Origin of the sequence: Fodinibius sp. (assembly GCF_041642155.1) — a bacterium.
Classification (GTDB): Bacteria; Bacteroidota; Rhodothermia; order Balneolales; family Balneolaceae; genus Fodinibius.
Genome location: NZ_JBEPWZ010000158.1, coordinates 1 through 6,793 on the forward strand (window position 1 = coordinate 1; position 6,793 = coordinate 6,793).

The 6,793-nt window shown below is 51.0% G+C and carries 5 protein-coding genes; 3 read left to right on the top strand and 2 right to left on the bottom strand.

Annotated features, from left to right (window positions below; genetic code table 11):
• Window positions 1-495: 495 nt before the first annotated feature.
• The 3 genes from ACESLU_RS09750 to eboC all read left to right on the top strand — a co-directional run bounded on the left by ACESLU_RS09750 (window position 496) and on the right by eboC (window position 3,546).
• The gene (locus ACESLU_RS09750; RefSeq protein WP_372638464.1) at window positions 496-1,398 is read left to right on the top strand and encodes an EboA domain-containing protein; all 903 of its coding nucleotides are present in this window, start codon (window positions 496-498) and stop codon (window positions 1,396-1,398) included.
• Window positions 1,399-1,463: 65 nt separating this feature from the next.
• Entirely contained in the window at window positions 1,464-2,399 is a 936-nt protein-coding gene (locus ACESLU_RS09755) for a TatD family hydrolase (protein ID WP_372638465.1), read from the top strand.
• A 214-nt stretch (window positions 2,400-2,613) separates the two neighbouring features.
• Window positions 2,614-3,546 (top strand): UbiA-like protein EboC, encoded by a 933-nt coding sequence (eboC, locus tag ACESLU_RS09760; RefSeq protein WP_372638466.1) that lies wholly within the window; start codon window positions 2,614-2,616, stop codon window positions 3,544-3,546.
• A 474-nt stretch (window positions 3,547-4,020) separates the two neighbouring features.
• On the opposite strand, the gene ACESLU_RS09765 is transcribed toward eboC, so the two are convergent.
• The gene (locus ACESLU_RS09765; RefSeq protein WP_372638467.1) at window positions 4,021-5,775 is read right to left on the bottom strand and encodes a sodium:solute symporter; all 1,755 of its coding nucleotides are present in this window, start codon (window positions 5,773-5,775) and stop codon (window positions 4,021-4,023) included.
• A gap of 73 nt (window positions 5,776-5,848) precedes the next feature.
• Window positions 5,849-6,793, bottom strand: a 945-nt coding sequence (locus tag ACESLU_RS09770; RefSeq protein ID WP_372638468.1) for an arabinose isomerase, incomplete at its 5' end; no start/stop codon positions are given.

The window sequence follows — 6,793 nt, forward strand, 5'->3', positions numbered from 1 at the left end:
ATCATGTTCAAACAATCCGCGGGTAAAGTAAACGTTGTAGTTAAATGAAACTGGTACTTCTTGTTCTATAATCTTCATAATAAGCGAACCTATTCATATAGGTCAATAAGTGCAACAAATTAACGGTGTTAACTGACGTTTTGCATTCTTAACCTGGATTAATCACAAAAAAATTTCGCAGTTATCATCTTAATCCTCCCAAGAGGGATCATTGCTGCTCTTGAACAAAACCCCTGGTTATGCAAAGCCTTCTATTATTCTAAAGCTTTAAGTAGGAATAGAATAACGAATAATTTCATATTAGTCACGAAGAGACCACGTTATAAAAACCGATGCAAAGATGGTAATATTATGTGAAATAAAAAATTAGACTGGAAATTTTGTGAAATCATTGTTACAGTAGCATCTTCCAAAGGTAAGAAAATAAATACCAATAATGTTGGCAATTGGACTATCTCACAGGTTACTTTTATAATTAAATAAAGATATGCTATAATGGCTGAATCTCAACTGGAAATTGATATTCCATCCCTGCAATTATTAATACGCTCATGGCTGCAGGAGAGGCTGGATGAGGAGGCCTTCTCCTGGATAACATCAACAAGTGATGAGCTGAAAGCCGGGGCAGAGGACTGGCAGTTCTTTGCTTCGTTCAGCGGCGTCCCTCAGCACACCGGCAAGGATGCATTGGATTTATCACCGGACGACCTTGAAGAAGCCCGGGAACGGCGTCCCCGCTGGCAGCCCGGTCACTGGAGGCTCGATCAGCTGGGACGGACGTACCTGGTGTTGAGCATCACGGGGAGAGAACAGGAAGACTTTTTGGACATTCTGGAAAAAACGTTTATTTCAAGTGACATGGGTGAGGCTATTGCCCTGTATCAAAGCCTCCCTGTTATGCCCTATCCCAAACAGCTGACCCAACGAGCGGCCGAGGGAATACGAAGTAACATAACCTCCGTATTCAATGCAGTGGCACTGCGCAACCCGTATCCGGCCGACTTTATGGATGAGGGGGCGTGGAACCAGGTGGTGCTTAAAGCGCTCTTTGTAGATAGCCCGCTCTATCTTATTGACGGCATTGACCGCCGGGCGAACGAGAAACTGGCAAGGATGCTGGTTGACTACGCTCACGAGCGCTGGGCGGCCGACCGGAGTGTCTCGCCCGAGCTGTGGCGGCCGGTGGGACCTTTTGCACTGGGTGATATGATCGACGATCTCGAACGCGTACTTGATCACGAAGACGATCTGCAGCAACAGGCCGCTGTGCTGGCTTTGTCGGACAGTCCCTCTGAGCAGGCAGCAGTTTTGCTCAAAGAGCACCGGGAAACGGTCCAGCAGGTGAAGCAGGAAGCCGTTGACTGGGATGATATCGGCGCAGCGTTTAATACGGATTGACTTGTTTTATTCCATGCCGTTTTCACTGTTTCTTAAACCAATTTGAAATTAAATAATATCGCATTATGTCCATTGACGAAATGAAGTTTATTGATCCGCATGTTCACATGATCTCACGCACAACCGACGACTACGAAGCGATGCGTCAGGCGGGCGTGGTGGCGGTCATCGAACCGGCTTTCTGGCTGGGACAACCGCGGACGGATGCCAGTTCCATGCTTGACTATTTCAGCATGATTGTGGGTTGGGAACGCTTTCGGGCCGAACAGTTTGGCGTTCGCCACTATTGTACTATCGGGTTGAATGCAAAAGAAGCAAATAACGAAGAACTGGCCGAAGACGTGATGGATCTGCTGCCCCGCTTTGCCAACAAAGAAGGAGTCGTCGCTATCGGTGAAATCGGCTATGACGACATGACGGATCTCGAGGAAAAATATTTCCACAAGCAGCTGGAGCTCGCAAAGAAAATGGATAAGCTGGTCCTTATTCATACGCCGCACCGCAACAAGAAGCAGGGCACCAGCCGCAGTATGGACCTGTGTGAGGAACATGGATTGGACCCCTCCAGGGTTATTATCGACCATAACAATGAAGAAACGGTCCAGGAGGTGCTCGATCGCGGCTATTGGACGGCCTTCACCATCTACCCGGGTACCAAGATGGGGAATGAACGGATGGTGGAGATTGTCAAACGGTATGGTACGGAACGTATTTTTGTGGACAGCGCCGCGGACTGGGGTAAAAGTGATCCCCTGGGGGTTCCCAAAACGGCCCAGCTGATGCTGGAGCGCGGGCTCAGTAAAGAGGAGGTCCGGCAGGTATGTTATCAAAACGCGCTGGACGCCTATAAGCAAAGCGGCCAGATTCAGGAAGAAGACTGGCTGGACCGGCCGCTGATCGATCAAAGCAAGACCTATGGCGGTAATTCTGTGCTGCGCGGCGGTTCCAAACCGTTCATTGAAAAAGAAGATCCCGACAGGGATGATATTATTATTGAGTAGCAGAGACCTTTGGTAGCTTCTGGGTTCAACTTTAGCAAAATATTCAACTGTCAGGAGGAAAGGTCCGCCGGAAACGCCGTTTTCTCGTGATAACAGGATCGCATTTTCCGCATTTTTAATGTTTCATTTATAATTCTCTTTGCCTGGACGCTACAAGATGCATGTTACGTTCAATTCAATATAATGTAGCTAATAACACAATTATATCCGTTCATTGAGTACATCAACATCAACTGATCTTTCCCCATTCTCCCGCCTCCGGGCCTACGGCGAGCTCATGCGTCCCGCCAACATCGTTACCGCTTTCGCCGATATACTGGCCGGCTTTGCGGCGGCGGGCGGGGTCATTCTCGTCTCGGGGAGCGCCTTGTCTGTCACTCATCCGAATCTTGGGTGGCTGCTTCTTTCCACCTTTGGTCTCTACGGCGGGGGCGTGGTATTTAATGACGTCTTTGATGCCGGATTGGATGCCGAAGAACGCCCCGAGCGTCCCATCCCCAGCGGACGCGCATCGAAGTCGGGGGCAGCCCTGGCCGGTTCTGCCCTGCTGCTTGGAGGTATTCTGGCCGCTTTCCAGGTAAACAGCTATGCCGGGTTTATAGCGATAGCTGTCAGCTGTGGTGCGCTGCTATACGACTATTGGGCCAAGCATTCTGCCCTGTGGGGACCCCTTTTCATGGGGGGCTGCAGGGGAGGCAACCTATTGCTGGGATGCAGCATCATACCGGCTTCTTTTTCCTCCATCTGGTTCCTGGCCTTGCTGCCGGTGGCATATATCGGATCTATTACGTTGGTGAGCCAGGGCGAGGTGCACGGCGGTGACAGGAGATCGGGACTGGCGGCGCTGGCACTCATTGTACTGGTGACGCTCTGCTTATTCTTGCTGGGCTTTCTTCCCGGTTACGCGGTGGGCACCGCTTCTCTTTTTATTATATTCTTTGCCGGGATGGTCATCCCCCCCTTCTGGAAAGCGGCTTTTGAGCCCAATCCGGATATCATAAAAAAAGCGGTTAAACGAGGCGTTTTATCGCTTATATTATTGAACGCCGCCATAGCTGCCGGTTTTGGCGGCTTTCTGACGGGAATCGCGGTGGTGCTTTTACTCCCGATCTCCCTGCTTCTCGCCAAACTCTTTGCCGTGACGTAGTGTCGCTTAAAAAACACCCAGTCTATCCCGGCCTAATAAATGGTGCTGAAATGAGTGACCGGAGCCGGAGCGTTAAAAATCATTTCCTGTTGGAGGACCGGAGGGACGAGTTAAATGATTTTAGTACAGGAGCAGAAAATGCCAGCACCATTTATTCAGCCGGCAACGTTTTGGGTTCCGCTTTTGCGTCGTTCCAAAAATGGCACAATACATGGCCGCACAATAACTCAACAACCCCATCCCGTTTTCTCACCAAGCCCCGAATTCTCGGGGTTTGTCAGCAAGACGAAGATAAAATGGTCGCGGAAATGTATTTGGGTACATTGAGCACACCATTCTATCTTCAACGCAGTTGAAGGATAAATTTCGCAGGAAAAACATCCTGGTACTTTTTAAACGGATTAAACATTGATACAACTCATTGCTTTGCAAAAGGTTACAATATATTCAGTAATATACTTGTGAGAAAACCGGCTACCCGCTGAAATAGATATAGATAAACCCTATAACGGCAACGAGCAGAACCGAAAGCGAAACATCCACCCAGTTCCAGCTTTCACGGGACATGCGTTTATCTTCATCGGTGAGCGTCCCGTAGGTCAACCCGGATATTTTCTCGTATTTCGGCGGATCCGTCATATAGCTCACGCCAAACATTACGGCAATACAGACCAGAAAAATAAAAAGGCTGTAGTACTGGAAGAAAATATTGTTGACGATCCAGAAAAAAGAACCTTCGGCATAGGCAAAGCCCTCGCCCAGCATCACGGGCGTATCGATAGCCAGGCGGAATACTCCCAGGAACAGTCCCACGATCAGTGCGGACAGTGCCCCCTGTTTGTTCAGCCTCTTAAAAAAGACGCCGAAGAAGAAAACCACAAATATGGGGGGAGCCAAATACGCCTGCACGCCCTGCAGGTAGTCGTACAATCCCCGACTTCCCTGGATGACCGGGATCCAGAGCAAGCCTATAATCACCATTACAACCGTTGCCAGTCGCCCCATCCAAACCAGATGCTTTTCGGAGGCGTCAGGTCTGAACTTACTGTAAAAGTCCATCGTAAAAAGCGTGGACGAGGCATTGAATACCCCTGCCAGCGAACTCATCAGCGCAGCCAGAAGTCCCGCTACCACGATACCGCGGATCCCCACCGGCAGGATATGCGCCACCAGCAAGGGAAACGAGGCCTGTGCATTCTCATTGATAATCTCTCCCTGCTGATTCATCAATGCCTCCTGAAGTACGGCCATCTCTCCCGACTTGGCAAGAGCAAACGCAATAATTCCGGGGATAATGAAAAGAAACACGGGCAGAAGCTTCAGGAAAGCAGCCGCGATCGTCCCGCGACGGCCTTCCTTCTCATTGGGAGCCCCCAGGGCCCGCTGTACGATATACTGGTCGGTCGTCCAGTACCACAGTCCCACAATAGGGGCGGCAAACAGCATCCCGAGCCAGGGATAATTACTGTTAAAGTACCAGGCCATTTCTCCCTCTCCCAGGACCGGTGCCCAGGTCGCACTGTAACCGTCAGGCACGATCGGTTTCCACAAATCAAACATCTCGGGTCCCGCCACCTCGTATAGCCGGTTCCAGCCACCAATGGCGTCCAACCCGTAATAAAGAACCATCACGGATCCAAAGATAAGCACCAGTGTTTGAACCGCTTCTGTATAAGCCACGGCACGAAGCCCCCCCAAAACAGTGTACAGCCCCGTAAAGACGATTACGAGGATCGACCCGATCCAGAAGCTGTTCATCCCCATGAAGCTGAGCTCCGGGATCAGCACGCTGAACACGATACCGCCGGCAAAAATACCGACGGCAATTTTCGTAAGTACGTAGGCGAGCAGTGAGACGCCTGACAACAAAGTCCGTGCCAAGGGAGAAAACCGCTTTTCCAGGAATTCGGGCATCGTAAACACCCTGGACCGTATATAAAAGGGGAGCATCACCCATCCCAGGACCAACAGGCACCAGGCGTGCAGCTCGTAATGGGCCATCGCCACACCATCTGTCGCTCCCGTCCCGGTTAAGCCCACCAGGTGTTCGGAACCGATATTAGAGGCAAATATAGACGTCCCGACGATAATCCATCCAAGATGCCGGCCCGCCAGGAAATAATCTGTTGTGGTATCGGTCTTTTGTTTGATGACCCACCAGGCCAGCCCCGCAATAAGCAGGAAGTACAGTCCAATGACCATCCAGTCAACTACTGCTAATGTTCCCATGAAATCCCTGTATAGATATTAAGTTAACATTACAATGAAGCAGCCCGTTTTTTCTCACGGGTTTAGCGGGCGGTCAGACTTCCACGTATTCGACCCCCAGCATGTTACCAAGTATTTGCCATTCCTGACGGTAGTCGCCCAGTAACAGGGTTTGGTGGTGCGTACCGCCCGCTTTCAGCCATCCGTCATTACATGCCCGCAACCCGGAATCCGGTCTGAAATGAAAATAGGGCATTTCGATGGCCGGGTATTTTTGCCCATCCAATACCTCTCCCTGCGCCACGACGAGCCGAAAATTTTCGCCGGTCAGGTGCACCAGTGAGACGATGGTAGCCCGACCCGGTTCAACCCGGAAAACGGGGGTCGGCGGGTTATTCAGGCCTCCGATCCCCAACTCGCGGTCAGCCAGGCGGACGGCTTCATCCCTGCGGGCGACTCTCCAGTTCCCCTCCCCCATGTGGCTCATCAGCATCGAGTTTCGTTTGAAGTCCATGGCATACATTTCGGTAAAATGGGCCTCTCCCCCCCCCAGACAATGTCCCGCTGCCACCATACTGGCCGTGTTGGTATCTCCCTCCGCCGCATATCCGAAACCGTCGGCCATCAGGTTGGAAGCCGCAAGCATGTGGATCTGCTCAAAACGCCCATCCCCTTTAAAGGTATCAAAATGGGCGGAAAATCCGGCATATTGTCCCTCTTCAAGTAACTTTTTAAATCCCAGGTACATGCGGACTGCATACCGAAAATTCTTATCTGGCATAGCTTCATCGACATCAAACCGATCACGATCAATTCTCATCTGCTCCTCGACCTCCTCCCGGCTAGTCATTTCCATATTCCGGAAAACCCGGCCGATATACTCGCGATTTACTTCGGGACCGACGACCCGGGTGAAGGCCGCTTCGTCGGTCAGCGTATCGCCCATACCGTGCATTTTCCCGATCGAGGCAATCTTCATTTTTCTTAATGCGGATACCGCCTGCGCCGCACGGGCCCACCCTGCGACATACTCCCCAAA